This is a genomic window from Microbacterium mcarthurae (genome assembly GCF_046064585.1).
Taxonomy (GTDB): Bacteria; Actinomycetota; Actinomycetes; order Actinomycetales; family Microbacteriaceae; genus Microbacterium; species Microbacterium mcarthurae.
The window spans coordinates 362,008-379,077 of sequence record NZ_JAROCE010000002.1 but is presented as its reverse complement, the minus strand read 5'-3'; the positions used below and the strand labels follow the sequence as shown (position 1 = coordinate 379,077).

Annotated in this window: 15 protein-coding genes; all 15 read left to right on the top strand. The window is 70.5% G+C overall.

Annotated features, from left to right (window positions below; all coding sequences use genetic code 11):
* Positions 1 to 46 precede the first annotated feature (46 nt).
* The gene (locus tag P5G46_RS08385; RefSeq protein ID WP_239277211.1) at positions 47 to 1,126 is read left to right on the top strand and encodes a histidinol-phosphate transaminase; all 1,080 of its coding nucleotides are present in this window, start codon (positions 47 to 49) and stop codon (positions 1,124 to 1,126) included.
* Positions 1,127 to 1,128: 2 nt separating this feature from the next.
* A complete protein-coding gene (locus P5G46_RS08380) occupies positions 1,129 to 2,598 on the top strand; it encodes a glycoside hydrolase family 43 protein (protein ID WP_375095061.1) in 1,470 nt (489 codons plus the stop codon).
* Positions 2,599 to 2,691: 93 nt separating this feature from the next.
* Positions 2,692 to 3,822 carry a thiamine pyrophosphate-dependent dehydrogenase E1 component subunit alpha gene (locus P5G46_RS08375; RefSeq protein ID WP_408905459.1) on the top strand — a complete coding sequence of 377 codons (1,131 nt, stop codon included), beginning with the start codon at positions 2,692 to 2,694 and terminating at the stop codon, positions 3,820 to 3,822.
* Entirely contained in the window at positions 3,819 to 4,796 is a 978-nt protein-coding gene (locus P5G46_RS08370) for an alpha-ketoacid dehydrogenase subunit beta (RefSeq protein WP_408905458.1), read from the top strand. The genes P5G46_RS08375 and P5G46_RS08370 overlap by 4 nt, the downstream gene beginning before the upstream one ends.
* Before the next feature lie 112 nt (positions 4,797 to 4,908).
* Positions 4,909 to 6,222: a dihydrolipoamide acetyltransferase family protein gene (locus tag P5G46_RS08365; protein ID WP_239277207.1), complete on the top strand. Its 1,314-nt coding sequence runs from the start codon at positions 4,909 to 4,911 to the stop codon at positions 6,220 to 6,222.
* 212 nt (positions 6,223 to 6,434) lie between these two features.
* Complete coding sequence (locus tag P5G46_RS08360; RefSeq protein WP_408905457.1) at positions 6,435 to 7,097, top strand: hypothetical protein; 663 nt, start codon at positions 6,435 to 6,437, stop codon at positions 7,095 to 7,097.
* Between the two features lie 330 nt (positions 7,098 to 7,427).
* Positions 7,428 to 9,698: a CotH kinase family protein gene (locus tag P5G46_RS08355; protein WP_408905456.1), complete on the top strand. Its 2,271-nt coding sequence runs from the start codon at positions 7,428 to 7,430 to the stop codon at positions 9,696 to 9,698.
* 143 nt (positions 9,699 to 9,841) lie between these two features.
* Entirely contained in the window at positions 9,842 to 10,912 is a 1,071-nt protein-coding gene (locus P5G46_RS08350; RefSeq protein WP_408905455.1) for a metal ABC transporter solute-binding protein, Zn/Mn family, read from the top strand.
* Positions 10,909 to 11,724, top strand: coding sequence for a metal ABC transporter ATP-binding protein (locus P5G46_RS08345; protein ID WP_408905454.1), 816 nt, complete (start codon positions 10,909 to 10,911; stop codon positions 11,722 to 11,724). The genes P5G46_RS08350 and P5G46_RS08345 overlap by 4 nt, the downstream gene beginning before the upstream one ends.
* Complete coding sequence (locus P5G46_RS08340; RefSeq protein ID WP_239277195.1) at positions 11,721 to 12,581, top strand: metal ABC transporter permease; 861 nt, start codon at positions 11,721 to 11,723, stop codon at positions 12,579 to 12,581. The genes P5G46_RS08345 and P5G46_RS08340 overlap by 4 nt, the downstream gene beginning before the upstream one ends.
* Positions 12,582 to 12,629: 48 nt before the next feature.
* Entirely contained in the window at positions 12,630 to 13,043 is a 414-nt protein-coding gene (locus tag P5G46_RS08335; protein ID WP_239277194.1) for a Fur family transcriptional regulator, read from the top strand.
* A complete protein-coding gene (locus P5G46_RS08330; RefSeq protein WP_408905453.1) occupies positions 13,024 to 14,058 on the top strand; it encodes a permease in 1,035 nt (344 codons plus the stop codon). Before P5G46_RS08335 ends, P5G46_RS08330 begins: the two co-directional genes overlap by 20 nt.
* A complete protein-coding gene (locus tag P5G46_RS08325; protein WP_408905452.1) occupies positions 14,051 to 14,908 on the top strand; it encodes a TIGR03943 family putative permease subunit in 858 nt (285 codons plus the stop codon). Before P5G46_RS08330 ends, P5G46_RS08325 begins: the two co-directional genes overlap by 8 nt.
* Complete coding sequence (locus P5G46_RS08320) at positions 14,898 to 16,304, top strand: hypothetical protein (protein WP_239277191.1); 1,407 nt, start codon at positions 14,898 to 14,900, stop codon at positions 16,302 to 16,304. The genes P5G46_RS08325 and P5G46_RS08320 overlap by 11 nt, the downstream gene beginning before the upstream one ends.
* Entirely contained in the window at positions 16,301 to 17,002 is a 702-nt protein-coding gene (locus P5G46_RS08315; RefSeq protein ID WP_239277190.1) for a DNA-3-methyladenine glycosylase, read from the top strand. Before P5G46_RS08320 ends, P5G46_RS08315 begins: the two co-directional genes overlap by 4 nt.
* The last annotated feature ends 68 nt before the right edge of the window (positions 17,003 to 17,070 follow it).

Sequence of the window (17,070 nt, the reverse complement as noted above, 5' to 3'; positions counted from 1 at the left end):
ACGCCGGGTCTGACGCGCGCGAGGCCCACGCGGTTAGGCTCGGCTCGTGAGCGAAGAGCCGGTCCTCCCCCGTATCCGCCCCGAGATCGCCGCCCTCCCCGCCTATCGGCAGGGGCGCCAGGCGAGCGCGGACGCGTTCAAGCTGTCGAGCAACGAGAACCCGTTCGATCCGCTGCCCGGGGTGCTCGACGCGGTGCGTGCGACGACGGCGATCAACCGGTACCCGGATGCCACCGCCACACGCCTGCGCGAACGCCTCGGTGCCCGCTACGGGGTGTCGGCGGATGACATCCACATCGGTGCCGGGAGTGTGTCCCTGCTCGCGCAACTGCTGCTGGCCACGGCCGGCCCGGGCGACGAGGTCGTGTACGCATGGCGCTCGTTCGAGGCATACCCCTCGCTCGTCGCGGTGTCCGGGGCGACGAGCGTGCAGGTGCCCTTGACCGCCGACGCGCGTCACGACCTCCCCGCGATGGCGGCGGCGATCACCGACCGCACGCGCCTGGTCATCGTGTGCAGCCCCAACAATCCCACGGGGCCGACGGTCGGTTTCGACGAGTTCACCGCATTCGTCGAGGAGGTGCCCGCGGACGTGCTCATCGTGCTCGACGAGGCGTACGCCGAGTTCGTGACCGATCCGGATGCCGTCGAGGGCCACCGCGCTCGCACGCTGCTCGCGCGCCCCAATGTCGTCATGCTCCGCACGTTCTCCAAGGCGTACGGCCTCGCGGGCCTGCGCGTCGGCTACGCGATCGGCCACACGCGCGTGCTCGACGCCGCCCGCAGCACGGCGATCCCGCTCGCGGTCACGGCGGCGGCGGAAGAGGCGGCGCTGGCGAGCCTGGCCGCCGAGAGCGAGCTGCTGCACCGCGTCGCCGTCCTCGCCGAGCGGCGCGACGCCCTTGTCGCGCGCCTGCGCGAGACCGGCTGGGACGTCCCCGACGCCCAGGGCAATTTCGTGTGGCTCCCCGCGGGCGACCGCGCGCTCGATGTCGCGGCGGCGTTCGAGGAGGCAGGACTCATCGTGCGTCCCTTCGCGGGCGACGGCATCCGCATCTCGATCGGCGAGGAGGAGTCGATCGACCGGATCGTCGACGTCGCCGCCGCGGTCGCGCCGCAGCCGTGACGATGCCGCCGGGGACCGGCATCCGGGATGCCGCGACGACGCCGATCATCCCCGGCTTCTTCCCCGACCCCTCGGTGTGCCGGGTGGGCGAGGACTACTACCTCGTGAACTCGTCGTTCGAGTACGCGCCCGGCATCCCGATCTGGCACAGCCGCGACCTGCGCGAGTGGACGCAACTCGGCAACGTGCTCACGCGCGAGAGCCAGTTCCCGGCCGGGGTGTCGGAGGCCTCGCGCGGCATCTACGCGCCCACGATCCGCCACCGCGACGGCACGTTCTTCGTCGTCGGGACGAACGTCGACCGCGGGGGAGAGCAGTTCGTCGTCACGGCGACCGACCCGGCGGGGCCGTGGTCGGATCCGATCGTGTTCCCGGGCCTCGGCGGTATCGACCCCGACCTCGCGTGGGACGACGACGGCACCTGCTACCTCACGTACTGCGCGCTCGATGAGGCGCTGCGACCCGCGGACGGGTCGCTGCCGGTCATCGCGCAAGCACGCGTGGACCTGGAGCGCGGCCTCCTGATCGAGAAGCCGCGCGTGATCTGGCAGGGCTCCGGCCTCGCCCACCCCGAGGGCCCGCACCTGTACCGGCGCGGAGACTGGTGGTACCTGCTCACCGCCGAGGGCGGCACCGAACGCGGACACGCGGTGTGCGTCGCGCGGTCCCGGGCGATCGACGGCCCGTTCGAGCCCACCCCCGCGAACCCGATCTTCAGCCGCCGCAGCACCGGTTTCCCCGTGCAGAACACCGGCCACGCCGACCTCGTCGCGCGCCCCGACGGCGAGTGGGCGATGGTGTACCTCGGTGTGCGGCCGCGCGGATTCACCCCGGGCTTTCACGTCGCCGGGCGCGAGACGTTCCTCGCCCGCATCGCCTGGGTCGACGACTGGCCCGTCGTGCACACCGACGACGTGCTGCCCGATCGTGCCGACACGGCGTTCGTCGACGACTTCTCCTCGCCAGGGCTGCACCCGCGCTACGTGTCGCCCGATGGGGCGCTCCCCGACGCGCATCCCGCCGGCGGTGTCGCCCTCGGATCGCACGAGCTCGCGGTGCGCGTGCGCGATCTGCGGTGGCGGTTCGAGGCGCGCGTGTATGCCTCAGCCGCTGTGGCCCTGCGCGTCCGGCTCGATGAGCGCCACTGGTACGAGATCACGCTCGACGGTGGCGCGGCCGAGGTCCGGGCCCGCATCGGTCCGCTCGAGGCATCCGCCGGTTCCGCCCCCGCAACCGGCGCGGTCGTGACCCTCGTCGTCGAGGCGGTGGATGCCACCCACGACGGCCCCGACGACCTCCGGTTCGGTCTGGTCGACGCGGACGGCGACAGGTGGATCGCCGCGCTCGACGGCCGGTACCTCTCGACCGAGGTCGCCGGCGGCTTCACCGGCCGCACGATCGGCGTCCGGGCCCTCGGGGCGACGGCGGTGCGCGTGACCGCACTGCGGTACACCCCCCTCGGCGGCGAGTGACGCGGGCGGCTTGTGGACAACCCACGCCGGATCGTGGCATCCGTTGTGCACCTCATGCGGTGCGGGGCATGACGCGCCCATTAGCGTGGGTACATGACCCCGCTCGACGACCCGGCTCTCGTGCGCGTTCTGGCGGCGGACGGCACCCTCGCGCCCACTCCTGAGGCCGAGCGCTATCTGCCCCTGATCGACGCCCTCACCGACGCCGAACTCGAGACGTTCTACCGCGACATGGTCTCGATCCGCGCGTTCGACGTCCAGGCGACGAACCTCCAGCGCCAGGGGCAGCTGGCCCTCTGGCCGCCGTCCTTCGGGCAGGAGGCCGCGCAGGTCGGCTCGGCGCGCGCCGCTCGTCCGCAGGACCACATCTTCCCGTCGTACCGCGAGCACGTGGTGACCCGCATCCGCGGCGTCGACCCGCTCGACATCATCCGGCTCATGCGCGGGCTCACGCACGGCGGATGGGACCCGACCGACCCCAAGAACGGCAACACCCACATCTACACGCTCGTGCTCGGCGCTCAGACACTGCACGCCACGGGCCTCGGCATGGGCCTGGTGTTCGACGGCAAGTGCGGCACCGGCGACCCCGAGCGCGACGAAGCCGTCATCGTCTACTACGGCGACGGCGCCTCCAGCCAGGGCGACGTGCACGAGGCCATGGTGTTCGCCGCGAGCTTCCAGGCGCCCGAGGTGTTCTTCCTGCAGAACAACCAGTGGGCGATCTCGGTCCCCGTCGCCACCCAGTCGCGCACGCCGCTGTACAAGCGCGCGGCGGGGTACGGCATCCCGTCCGTCCAGGTCGACGGCAACGACGTGCTCGCCAGCTACGCCGTGTCCAAGCTCGCGCTCGATGAGGCCCGCGCCGGTTCCGGCCCCCGCGCGATCGAGGCGATGACGTACCGCCGCGGTGCGCACACCACCAGCGACGACCCGACGAAGTACCGCACCTCCGCCGAAGAAGAGGCCTGGGCCGGGCGCGACCCCATCGCCCGCATGCGGGCTTACCTCGAGGGCCGCGGCGCGTCGCAGCAGTTCTTCGAAGACGCGGATGCCGAGGGCCGGGCGCTCGCCGACGAGGTGCGCGTGCGCACGAACGAGCTCGGCACGATCCCCCGCGCCCACATGTTCGAGAGCGTCTACTCCGAGGTGCACGCCCTCGTGCAGGAGGAGCAGCGCTGGCTCGACGACTACGAGGCGTCGATGGAAGGGGGAGCGCAGTGACCGAGAACCTGCCGATCAGCCGCGCCCTCAACGCCGGCCTCCGCCGCGCGCTCGAGACGAACGACCGCGTCCTCCTCATGGGCGAGGACATCGGTCCGCTCGGCGGCGTGTTCCGCGTGACCGAGGGGCTGCAGAAGGACTTCGGACCGCGCCGCGTCATCGACTCCCCACTGGCCGAATCGGGCATCGTGGGCACCGCGATCGGCCTCGCGATGGGCGGGTTCCGGCCCGTGCTCGAGATCCAGTTCGACGGGTTCGTCTTCCCCGCGTTCGACCAGATCACGACGCAGCTCGCCAAGCTCACGAACCGCCACGAGGGTGCGGTGCGCATGCCCGTCGTCATCCGCATCCCGTACGGCGGGCACATCGGCGCGGTCGAGCACCACCAGGAGAGCCCCGAGGCGTACTTCACGCACACGCCGGGCCTGCGGGTCGTCAGCCCCTCGACCGCGAACGACGCGTACTGGATGATCCAGCAGGCGATCGACTCGCCCGACCCGGTGATCTTCCTCGAGCCCAAGGCCAAGTACTGGCAGAAGGGCGAGGTCGACACCGAGGCTCCCGCGCTGCCGCTCCACGCGAGCCGCGTCGTCCGCCGCGGCACCGACGTCACGCTCGTGGGGCACGGCGCGATGGTGACCACGCTGCTGCAGGCCGCGGCGCTCGCCGAGAGCGAGGGCACGAGCTGCGAGGTCATCGACCTGCGCTCGCTGTCTCCCGTCGACTACGGCCCCCTCCTGGACTCGGTGCGCCGCACCGGTCGCATGGTCTACGCGCAGGAGGCGCCGGGCTTCACCTCGCTCGGCTCCGAGATCGCCGCGACCGTCATGGAGCGGGCGTTCTTCGCGCTCGAGGCGCCGGTGCTGCGCGTGTCGGGCTTCGACGTGCCGTTCCCTCCCGCAAAGCTCGAGGGCACGTACCTGCCCGACGCCGACCGCATCCTCGAGGCCGTCGATCGCTCGCTGGCCTACTGACCGCTCTTCCTCTCCCCGCCATGAACCGCGAGACTTCATCGCACCGGCGAGACCGCGACATTCCGCCGCTGTCTCGTCGGCCCTATGAAGTCTCGCGAGCAAAGGACACACCGTGACCGAGCAGACCTTCGTCCTCCCCGACGTCGGTGAAGGACTCACCGAGGCCGAGATCGTCCAGTGGCGCGTCGCGCCCGGTGACACCGTCGCCGTCAACGACGTGATCGTCGAGATTGAGACCGCCAAGTCGCTCGTCGAACTGCCCTCGCCCTACGCGGGCACGGTCGGCGAACTGCTCGCCGTCGAGGGAGCCACGGTCGAGGTCGGTGCCCCGATCATCACGATCGGATCGACGGATGCCGCGCCTCCCGCGCCCGCCCAGCCGACCACGGTTCCCGAACCCACCGACCCCGGCGGAGCGGTGCTCGTCGGCTACGGCACGGGCGGCGCCGTGTCGTCGCGGCGGCGGAAGCCCGCGGAGCGTCCCGTCAAGGCATCCGTGGGGGTCGTCGCCAAGCCCCCGATCCGCAAGCTCGCGCGCGACCTCGGCGTCGACCTTTCGGCGGTCACCCCCAGCGGTCCCGCGGGCGAGGTCACCCGCGACGACGTCGTGAAGCACGCCGAGCAGGCCAGCGTATTCCGCAACATCGAGACGCCCGAGTGGGGCGCGGTGCGCGAGGAGACCATCCCCGTCCCGGCGCCCGCCCCCGCGGCCCCGGTCGACGACGCGCGCGAGGAGTCCATTCCCGTCCGCGGCGTCCGCAAGGCCACGGCGAACGCCATGACCTCGAGCGCCTACTCGGCCCCGCACGTGTCGGTGTGGGTCGACGTCGACGCGTCGCGCACGATGGAACTCGTCAAGCGCCTCAAGGCCTCGCCCGACTTCGCCGACGTGAAGATCTCGCCGCTGCTCATCATGGCGCGCGCCGTGATGTGGGCCCTGCGCCGCACGCCGATGATCAACGCCGCCTGGGTCGACACCGAGGACGGCGCCCAGATCCGCGTGCGTCACTACGTCAACCTCGGCATCGCCGCGGCCACCCCACGAGGCCTGCTCGTGCCGAACATCAAGGACGCGCAGGCCATGAACACCCGCGAACTCGCCAAGGCGCTCGAGAATCTGACGCTCACGGCGCGCGAGGGCAAAACGAGCCCCGCCGATCAGACCGGCGGCACGTTCACGATCACCAACATCGGCGTGTTCGGAGTGGATGCCGGCACCCCGATCATCAACCCGGGCGAGGCCGGCATCATCGCGCTGGGGGCCATCCGGCAGAAGCCGTGGGTGGTCGACGGCGAGGTGCGGCCACGGTGGGTCACCACCGTGTCGGGCTCGTTCGATCACCGTGTGGTCGACGGCGACGGCATCTCGCGGTTCATCGCCGACGTGGCATCCGTTCTGGAAGAGCCGGCGCTGCTGCTCGACTGAGCCGCCCGGGCGTGCGGCGATGCCCTCGGATCGGGCATTGCCAGGTTTCTGCCAGGGTTCCCCGCGATCGCCGTCGTGACGCGGATCGCGCCGTCCGCGAAGCGTCGCCCGATGGCGTTCTCCCGACATCCGACCCATCCGGTTTCGACTTCCCTTCGGATGACCCCTCGTGCGGCGGGAACGCCGTATACGGAAACGGAAAGGGAAACCTGATGCGTACGTACAACACGAAGACCCGAATCGGCATGATCGCTGCGGCCGGCACGGGAGCCGCGGCTCTCGCCGTCGCCGGACTGGCGCTGCCGGCATCGGCCGACGACACCGTCACCTCGACGGATGCCTCGACGACCGCGACGCAGTTCGTCGACGCGTCCGACCCGTTCTACACCTGGGTGAGCGGCCTCATCGAGAGCGGTGACTTCACCGCCAGCCCCGAGACCGCGGTCGGTGACATCGCGAACTTCGGCCCGCTGGTGCAGGGTCCGCTCGTCAGCGACTCCCTCAACGGGGACGTCGCGTCGGGCAACCAGACGCCGGTCGTCTCCGGCAACGACACGACGGCCCCCGTCGGGTCCGGCAACGACACCACCGCCCCGATCGGTTCGGGCAACGACCTCGGCTCCGGCAACGAGGTGACCGCGCCCATCGAGGCCCCGGTCGGCTCGGGCAACGAGTCGGACGTCTCGACGGGTGACGCGGACGTGTCGACAGGCGATGCCGACATCTCCACCGGTGACAACGGCGCCTCGGTCGGCGATGTCTCGGGCGCCGTGGAAGACATCTCCGGCTCCGTTGACGATGTCGTGGGCGACGTGACGTCGGGTGTCGAGGACACCGTCGACGGCGCGCTCGACCTCGGCGGCATCCTGCGCTGATCGCTTGACGACTGCAGCGGCGTCACCCTTCGGGGTGGCGCCGCTGTCGTACGTAAGGCCGAACGGTAGAAATGAGCCCAGCAATTCATCTCGGCTGATTTGTCGCGGGTTCTCGTGACGCATTGGTGTGCCGGTACGAATGCACTTCGGCTTTCTCGACTTCGCTGGGGAGCGTGTTAGCCTCACCCGGTGCAAACGCCGACGACGTCAAATTTCCGGTACGCCGTGCTTTGCATGGTCCTCGGTCTTTCCCTGGTGATGGGAAATGCGAACGCGGCCACCGCGCTCGCGACGCCGCCCCCCGATTCCTCTCCATCTCCGGGGGCGACCGTGGTCCCGGGCGACACACCGACGCCTCACCTGAATGGGCCGACGCCCGCGGTCGACGCGCCGACACCTCCGGCCGGTGGAGACGAGGCCGGAAGTGAGACCGGCGCGTCCGGGCGTGACGGGCTCGATCCGTCCCTGGCCCCCGATGTCGATGCTTCCCAAGATCAGCGGACTCCCTCGGACGTCGCTGCCCGAGCGATCCCGACCGGCACAATCCCGCGCCTCGACATCTCGCTGCCGACGGGATACACACTGGCTCAGCTGAACGCGTCGAAGAAGGCGATCCCCGCCGACCCGATGACAGAAGCCCATCCCGTCCTCACTCTGACCGATGCCGTCACTCCGGCCAACAACCTGACGAACGCATCTCTCGAAGAGATCAAGGGCCGTGGGAACTTCACCTGGCTGCTGGAAAAGAAGCCGTACCAGATCAAATTCGACACATCGACGTCTGTGCTCGGCCTGCCGAAGGCGAAGACGTGGATCCTGCTCGCAAATCACGCTGACCCGTCTCTATTGCGGAACAAGACCACCCTCGACCTCGCCGCGCAGTTCGGAATGGCGGGTTCGCCGGACGCTCGTTCCGTCGAGCTGACGATCAACGGTGAATCGCTCGGCACCTACCTTCTGACGGAGAAGGTCGAGGTCAAGAAGAACCGATTGGACCTCACAAGTCCGGGCGGTCTCCTCCTCGAGCTCGACAACAGCTACGGCACGAGCGAGGAGTTCTTCTTCACCACGAAGACCAGCGGAACGACATTCGTCCTGAAGGACGCCGTGCAGAAAGTGGCGGCCCCCTTGCCACCGGACCTCGCCGCGTCGTATCGCGGCGCCCAGGATGACATCGACGCGTTCGAGGCGGCCCTCTACGCGCCTGACCCGGATTGGTCGACGATCAGCTCGATGATCGACGTCGACTCGTTCATCCAGTACTACTTCGTCCTCGAGTTCTCGGAGAACCCGGATGCCGTGACATCCAGCGTGTACTTCTGGCGTGACGGGCCGAACGATGTCCTCCACGCCGGACCGGCGTGGGACTTCGACATCGCTCTCGGGCTCTACAACTCCGCCGCGCTCGGAGCGGACCCCACCCAGGACTACATGATGAATGCCGGCACGCTACGTCCCGGCGGCACGGCCTGGTACCAAGAGCTGTTCCGTAACCCGGAGTTCGCGCAGAGAGCCGCTCAGATCTACGCCACCCAGCTCCGCCCGGCCATCGAGGGGACGCTCGCACGCCTCGACGCCGACATCGCGTCACTGCAAGCCTCGGCCCGGGCGAACTTCGACCGCTGGAGCGGGGTTCTCGAGCGAGAGTCGATCATCGCTGGAGCGCGTCCGGTGGCCTCGACGTGGGACGAAGAGGCGGCTTTCCTCCGCGACTGGGTCGCGCAGCGCGTGGCGTACCTCGATTCCCGGTACGCCCCGGAGATGCCGGTCCTTACCTCCGCCGGTCATTCGGCGCAGATCGGGTGGCAGCCGGTCGCGACGTCGGGACAGTTCATCGGAACCACCGGCAGGGGACTCGCGCTCGAGGCGCTGTCGCTCGGGCTCGCCGGTGGAGCGACCGCCGGCCAGATCCAGTCGCGGGGGCACGTGCAGAACATCGGCTGGACGCCCTGGACAACGGGCGACGGCACGATCGGCACGACCGGTCGAGGGCTGCGCCTGGAAGCGGTCAGCTTCGCGCTGACGGCACGGCTCGCGGCGGACTACGAGCTCTCCTACCGAACTCACGTGCAGAACCTCGGGTGGATGCCGTGGGTGACCAGCGGTGCCGACGCCGGCACCACTGGCCGGGGACTCCGCGTCGAGGCCGTTCAGTTACGCCTCGTGAAGAAGGCCGCCCCCGTCGCGGGGAGCACGGTCGCCTACGCCACGCACATGTCCTCCATCGGCTGGACGGTGCCCGTCGTGTCCGGTGTGGACAGCGGCGCCATCGGCGCAGGGTCTCAGATGGAGGCGTTGCGGGCATCGATCGCCAGTTCCGAGTACGACGGGACCCTCGGGCTCCGTGCCCACGTGCAGGACATCGGGTGGACCGACTGGGGGGACTCGCCGGGTGTGGCCGGTACCGAGGGGCGCGGGTTGCGGCTGGAGGCCGTGCAGTTGCGGCTCCAGGGCGAGCTCGCGGACCACTATCGGGTGCGGTACGCCGTCTTCGTCGATGGCGTGTGGCGAGACTGGGTGACCGGCGGGCAGACGGCGGGAACGACGGGACAGGCCAAACGGATCGAGGCGATCCGGATCGAGCTCGTTCCACGCGGATGACCTGCGACGTGGTCGCCCGGCCTGCGCTGCCTCGCTGATCGCGGGCGGCATCCAGGTCCCGTTCATCCCTCGCGGCACTCGGATACGTCAAGTACCCGGGAACTGATTTGAGAACGGTTATCATAACGATTACCGTAGGAGGCATGACCCGACGCGTTTTCGCTCCCCTCGTTCTCGGTGCGGTCTCCGCGCTCGCCCTCGCCGGTTGCGCCGGCGGCGCACCCACGGCGGGCAATGCGACCGAGAGCGCCGCAGACACGGTGTCGGTCGTGGCATCCACGAATGTGTACGGATCGATCGCGGAGGAGATCGGCGGCGACTTCGTCGAGGTCACGTCGATCATCACCTCGACCTCGCAGGATCCTCACTCGTACGAGGCCAGCGCGCAGGACCAGCTCACCCTCAAGGACGCGCAGCTCGTCATCGAGAACGGCGGCGGGTACGACTCATTCATGGAGTCGCTGGTCGAGGCGAGCGGGTCCACCGCCGAGGTGCTCACCGCCGTGGAGTACAACCACGACTACCCGGGCGCCGAATCGCACGAAGAGGCGCATGCCGACGAGGCGTCGGCATCCGCGGCCCCCAGCGAGAGCGCCGATGACCACGCTCACGACCACGCCGAAGGCGAGACCCACGCCGAGGGGGACGGTCACGATCACGCCGAGGGCGATGGGCACAACCACATCGAGGGCTTCAACGAGCACGTCTGGTACGACCCGCACACCGTCGAGCACCTCGCCGAAGCGATCGCCGAGCACCTCGGCGAGCTCGCCCCCGACCACGCGGCCGACTTCACCGCGAACGCCGAGGCCTTCGTCGAGCAGATCGCCGGTCTCGAGGACGCCCTCGGTCAGATCGAAGCGAAGGATGCCGGCGCGAAGGTGTTCGTGACCGAGCCCGTGCCCGTCTACCTCGTCGAGGCCGCCGGTCTCACCAACGCGACACCGAGTGCGTTCAGCGAGGCCGTCGAGGAGGGCCAGGACGTTCCCCCGGCGACGCTGCTGGAGTCGCTGCAGCTCATCGACTCGGGCGAGATCGCCGTCATGATCGTCAACCCGCAGACCGGCGGGGCCGAGACGACACAGGTCATGGACGAGGCCAAGGCCAAGAGCATTCCCGTGCTGGAGTTCACGGAGACCCTTCCCGAGGGGGAGACTTACGTCTCGTGGATGCAGAGCAACATCACCGCGCTGTCGGACGCCCTCGCGGCGTGAGCGACGCCCCACCCCTGCGTATTCGCGGAGCCGCTCTCGAGCGCGGCGGACGCGAGCTGTGGTCCGGGCTCGACCTCGAGGTCGGGCCCGGCGAGCTCGTTGCGGTCCTCGGCCCCAGCGGTTCGGGGAAGACGACCCTGTTGCGCGCGATCCTCGGACTCGAGCGGCTCAGCGGCGGAACGATCGACGCGCTCGGCGCGCCCGTTCGCCGGGCGGGGAACCGGCGCATCGGCTACGTCCCGCAGCAGCGTCCCCTCCCGCGCGAGACCCCTCTGCGCGGCCGTGACATCGTCGGGCTCGGCGTCGACGGCCACCGATTCGGGCTGCCGTTGTCGCGCGCGAAGGACCGGGCCCGCATCGATGAGCTGCTCGAAGCCGTCGGGGCCGCGGAGTTCGCCGATCGCCCCGTGGGGCTCCTGTCCGGCGGCGAACAGCAGCGCCTGCGCGTCGGACAGGCGCTCGCCGACGACCCGCGTCTGCTGCTGTGCGACGAGCCGCTGACGAGCCTCGATCTTGCCAACCAGCAAGCGGTCGTGCGGCTCATCGATCGGCACCGTCGCGAGCGTGACGCCGCCGTGCTGCTGGTTACCCACGACATCAACCCCGTGCTCTCGCTCGTGGACCGTATTCTCTACATCGCCCACGGGCGCTTCACGCTGGGCACCCCTGAGGAAGTGCTCACCTCCGAGACGCTGACCTCCCTCTACGGCGCACCGGTCTACGTGACGCGGGCCGGCGGTCGATTGGTCGTCGTGGGGGCACCGGATGCCGACGAAGCGCATCACCACCACCACGACGAGGACGGCGCATGAACTGGTCCGACGTCGGCGACGCGCTATTCGGCGGCGTGAGCCAATACGGCGCGATCCTCGAGCTGGTGCAGAACTCCGTCTACGCCGGCGCTGTGCTCGGCTTGGTCGGCGGTCTCATCGGCGTCTTCGTCATGCAGCGCGACATGGCCTTCGCGGTACACGGCATCAGCGAGCTCTCGTTCGCCGGCGCAGCGGTGGCCCTCCTCATCGGCGTCGACGTCGTCTCGGGGTCGATCGTGGGGTCGCTCATCGCGGCGGCGATCATCGGTCTGCTCGGAGCCCGCGCCCGCGACCGCAACTCCATCATCGGGGTGCTCATGCCGTTCGGCCTGGGTGTCGGCATCCTGTGCCTGTCGCTCTACAACGGGCGCAGCGCCACTCGGTTCAGTCTCCTCACGGGGCAGATCGTCTCGGTACAGAGCGCACAGCTGGGCTGGCTCGTCGTGATCGGTCTGGCGGTGCTCGTGGCGCTGCTGATGATCTGGCGGCCGCTGCGGTTCGACTCCCTCGACCCCCAGTCCGCCGCGGCGCGAGGAGTGCCCACGACGGCCGTGTCGCTCGGGTTCATGCTGCTGCTCGGGCTCATCGTCGCCGTGGCGGTGCACATCATCGGCGCGCTCCTCGTGATGGCGCTGCTGGTCACCCCGGCGGCGGCGGCGATGCGCGTGGCATCCGGTCCGCTGTCGGTACCGCTGCTCGCGGCGGTGTTCGGATTCGTCTCGGCGGTGGGCGGTGTTCTGCTGGCCGTCGCCGGGACGCTGCCGGTGAGCCCGTACATCACGACGATCTCGTTCGCGATCTACCTCGTGTGCCGCGTCGTCGGTGCGCGCCGCGACCGCACGACGAGGGCGCTGTAGCCTGGCGTCCCCAGCCGATTCACCGGTCGCGTCGCTAGACTCGCAGCCATGGTTCAGCGCAACACGTGGCAGCGCGAGCGCGTCCGCGAGGCGCTCGCGGATGCGGGCGGCTTCGTCAGCGCGCAGTCGCTGCACGCCACTCTGCGCGACGAGAACACCGGTATCGGCCTCGCCACCGTCTACCGCGCGCTCGCGGGCCTCGCCGCCCAGGGCGACGCGGACTCGCTGCAGAGTCCCGAGGGCGAGAACCTGTTCCGCGCCTGCGCGACGCGCGGCCACCACCACCACCTGATCTGCCGATCGTGCGGCGTCGCCGTCGAGATCGAGGCCGACGCGGTCGAGGAGTGGGCGCAGCGCACCGCCGCGCAACACGGCTTCTCCGAGGCCGAGCACGTGGTCGACATCTTCGGCGTCTGCGCCTCCTGCGCGCAGGCGCGCGCTCGTGAGCGTGGCGACGACTAGTCGATCCGCCGCGCCGGCACCCCCGCGGTCCGGCGTCTCCCGCACCCTCGTCGCGCTCGGCCTGGGTGTCGTCGTCATCACCGGGCTCTTCCTCGTCGACGCGCTCGCGCCGACGTTCTTCCCCGCGCCGCTCCCGATGCGAGCGCAAGACGGTCTCACCCTCGCCCTGAGCGTCCTCATCGAGTCGCTTCCGTTCGTCGTGTTGGGCGTGCTGCTGTCGATCATCGTGCAGGTGTGGGTGCCGCCCGGCGCGATCGAGCGTTGGATGCCACGCACCCCGTGGGCGCGCCGCGCGGTGCTGTCCCTGCTCGGCATGTTCATCCCGGTGTGCGAGTGCGGGAACGTGCCGTTCGCCCGCGGCCTGCTCATGCGGGGGTTCGGCGTGTCCGACACCCTGACGTTCCTCGTGGCGGCGCCGATCGTGAACCCCATCGTGATCATCAGCACGCACGCGGCGTTCGGTTTCAGCGATGGCATCCTGGTCGCTCGCCTGATCGGCGGGTTCCTCATCGCCAACCTCATCGGCTGGCTCTACAGCCGACACCCCGACCCCGACAAGCTGCTCACCGAGCGTTTCCTCGAGACGTGCGAGATCGTCGTGCAGGAGCGCGGCGGCCGTGGGCGCCGTTCGCTCGCGCAGTTGGTGGTCGAGCTCCGGTCGGTGATGCCGGCTCTCATCATCGGCTCGCTGATCGCGGGTGCGGTGCAGGTGCTCATCCCTCGCAGCGCCCTGCTGGCGATCGGGTCCGATCCCGCGCTGTCCATCGCGGCGATGATGCTGCTGGCGGTGGTGGTGTCGCTGTGCTCGAACGTCGACGCGTTCTTCGCGCTCTCGTTCGCGTCGACGTTCACGCCGGGTTCGCTCGTGGCGTTCCTCGTCGTGGGGCCCGTCGTCGACCTCAAGCTGTACGCGCTGCTGCGCACGACCTTCACGACGTGTGTTCTCGTGGGAATCACCGCGGTGGTCGTTCTGGCGGCCTTCGCTCTCGGAACGGTGGTGAACCTCCTTGTCTAGAACGGGTGCTCTCGCCACGCGATGGCTGGGGGTCGGTCTCACCGCCTGCCTGTCGGTCACCACGATCGCGCTGTGGCTCACCGGCCGCATCGCCCTGTACATCAACCCCGACTCGGCGTGGTTCGCCGTCGGGATGGCCTTCGTCGCCCTGCTCGGTTCCGTCGCGACCTTCGCGCTGCCCCTGGGCGCCGAGGCCGACCATGGGCACGACCACGAGCACGGGCACGCTCCGGCCCCCGCGCGCGCCCGCCGCGAGGCCTTCGCGCACGCGGACCACGAGCACGCCGACGCGTGGGACGCGCACGATCGCGCCGCCCACGACCATCTGGCGGCGCGGCCGCGGCTGACGCCCGCGGGTGTCGCGGCGTTCAGCGGCGGGCTCCTCGCCTCGGGGGCGGTCATTGCGGTGCTGCTGACACCGCCCGCCTCGCTGTCGGCCGAGCTCGCGGTCTCGCGCGACGTCGGTGCGCCACCGTTGTTCGCCGGTTCCGACGTCGTGACTCTCGCCGCCTCGGGCGACACCTCGACGTTCGGCATCGGCGACTGGTCGGCGATCTTCGCGCACGCGACCAACCCCGAGACGTTCGACGGTAAGCCGGTCACCCTCACCGGCTTCATCACCCCGGGGGAGGACGGCGCGACCTTCGACCTCACGCGCCTGGTCATCACGCACTGCGTGATCGACGCGCAGACCGCGCGCCTGCCCATCACCGCCTCGGGATCAGCTCCCTCGACGGGGCAGTGGGTGACGGTGACCGGAACGGTCCGTTCCACCGGCGACGGGGCGCTCGAGGTGCGCGCCGATCAGGTGGCGACGATCGACGAGCCGGCGGACCCGTATGAGTACTGATTCCCGTCGCGGGCGCGCGCGCCGGCGCCGCGGGCGGGGGTTCGTCCTCGCCTTCGCGGCGGTGCTGGGCGTGCTCCTCCTCGTCGGGGGCGTCGGCGGTGTCGTTTCGGTCGCGCAGGGACCGCGCGTCACGGACGTGCAGGTCGACCCCGACGCCGCCGTCGCGGCATCCGGGGCCCGCGTCATCCTCACCACCACGCAGTCGCTCGAAGACGTCGACCCCGCGCAGGTCGAGGTGGAGCCGGCGACGCCATTCACCGTCGACACCTCGGGGCGCAGCGTCGGCATCCGGTTCACGCTGCCGCTGCGCGACGACTCCGACTACCGCGTGACCGTCCGCGACGTGCGCGGGCTGGGCGCCGGCCCCGGCGCCACGTTGACCGAGACCTTCCGCACCCCGCCGCTGCAGGCGTTCCTGATGCAGCGCGGCACCGCGGACGGCGACACCATCTTCCGCACCGACCTCCGCGGCGAGGCGGGCCTCCCCGTCTTCACGCACGAGCACATCGAGGACTACCGCGCCACCGCCAACCACCTCGTCGTCTCGGTGCGCGAGGGCGATCGCGCTCGTGTCATCGTCACCGACCTCGACGGACAGAACGCGCGCGACATCGCCCTTCCCGGGCCGGGATTCGTGTCGAACCTGCAGTCCGCCGATCGGGGTGAGCGCGTGGGCTTCACGTTCTCGGATGCCACCCTGGGCGCCGCGGGCGGACGCGAGAGCAAGCTCTTCACGGCGTCCGCGGGCGATGATGCACCACCGGTCGAGGTCGGCTTGAACGGCGGCGACGTGCGCGTCGCGGACTGGCGCTTCGTGCCCGACACCGACAGCATGCTCGTGCTCACGTTCGACTCCCGTCTGCTGTTGACCGACGCCGAGGGCGGCAACGCGGCGCCTCTCGGCAGCGCCCTGTCGATCGACGGCATCGCGCGCGGGTCTGCGGTCGCGATCGTCGAGCGCTTGGAGGGCATCCGCGAGATCAACCTCACCGACGGTTCCGAGGAGGCGCTGGAGGAGCCGGTGAACCCACCCGGCATGGCCGGTCGCGCGACGCCCGTGCCCGGCGAGGGCGCCGGCACGATCCGGTCGTTCGCTGACATCGACGCCGGGGGCGCGTATCGGGCCACCACGATCGGGCACGTCGACACCGAGGGCGCGGTGCGCCCGCTCCTCGAAGTGCCCGGGACCGACACGGTGCTGCAGACCTGCGTGTCGCCGAGCGGCCGCTACGCCGCTGTCCTCATCGCCCCGCAGGCGATCGACAACCCGTTCGACCGCTACCAGCTGCCCCTTCCGGGGCGCTTGCAGACCCACCTCGTCGAGATCGACACCGGGCAGGAGCTCGCCGCCCTGCAGGGCTTCGACCTGTCGTGGTGCCAGGTGCCTCCCGGATGACACGACCGGCGACGCGTGACGATCTCGCCGCCCTGCCGGTCGAGGTCGCGCCGCTCCTGCTCGGCGCGCATCTGGAAACGGTCGTGGGAGGGGAGCGCGTCGTCCTGCGCATCAGCGAGGTGGAGGCGTATCACGGGCTCGGCACGGGCGACCGGCCCGATCCCGGCTCGCACGCGCGCGGCGGACCGACCGCGCGCAACGCGACGATGTGGGGCGAGCCCGGACACCTCTACGTGTACCTGAGCCATGGCATCCACTCGTGCGTGAACGTCGTGTGCGGCCCCGACGGCGTCGCGGGCGGTGTGCTGCTGCGTGGCGGCGAGGTGATCGAGGGCGCCGACGTCGCGGAACGTCGGCGCCGCGAACGCGGCGGTGTCGTGCGCGCGCCGCGTGACCTCGCGCGCGGACCCGGACGGCTGGGGGATGCGGTGGGCTTGCGGCATCCGGTGCACGACGGGATCGACGCGGTCACCGGCGCGGAGCGTGCGGGTGCGCGGGCGCGTCTGTTGCTGCCGGAGCGGCCCTTCGACGTCATCGCTTCGGGGCCCCGGGTGGGCGTGGCCGGCATCGCGGGCACGGATGCCTTCCCGTGGCGGTTCTGGATCGCGGGCGACCCGACCGTGTCGGTGTTCCGCTGGGGGCGCGGAGCCGCCGAAGCGGCGGCCCGTCAAGGCGACACGCCGGACGTGCTAGACTGATCGCTTGTCTGCGCGCACTCCAGCACGCAGTACGTACCCCTTCTTCCGATCCCGGCTTCGCGCTGTGC